At 47.6% G+C, this 540-nt stretch carries 1 protein-coding gene; it reads left to right on the top strand.

Annotated elements, in window-relative coordinates; all coding sequences use genetic code 11:
• Positions 1-540: methyl-accepting chemotaxis protein (locus R7Z77_RS28025; protein WP_318137391.1), on the top strand; the 540-nt coding region annotated here is incomplete at both ends.

Genomic DNA, 540 nt, shown 5'->3' with positions numbered 1-540 from the left:
TCTACATTCACACAATTATCCGATGCGATTCGTGATTTAGTGGAACTAAACCAAACCTACGTACAAGAAGATATTGCCAGCGCTCATGAAGCAGTGCGCAGCGCAATCACCTACAGCATTATTCCTATCGTCGCGCTATTGGCACTGAGTTTTACGCTAGGCCTATTCCTAACCAAACAGATCTGCACACCACTAAATTACGTGGTAAACATGGCGTCGAAAATCGCGTCGGGCGACCTAACTTACCAGCTTCCACGTAACAAAATTGGTCATGATGAGCTTGGCACCTTGGCAGATGCCTGCGTTGATATGCAAGCGAAGTTGCTTACTTTGGTCGACAGTATCTCGTCAACCACAGCTCAAGTAGGCACCGCCATTGAAGAAGTGAGCGCGATTTCCGAACAGACTTCAACAGGCATGGATGAACAACAAGTTCAGCTAAACCTTATCGCAACAGCAATGAACGAGATGCAAGCGACAGTAAATGAAGTCGCCAGCAACACCGAAGCCGCGTCAGAAACGGCAAACAGTGCTTCTCAC

The organism is Vibrio sp. 1401, assembly GCF_033340295.1.
Note: the sequence above shows the minus strand (reverse complement) of the source record. Positions and strands in the feature narration are given on the sequence as shown.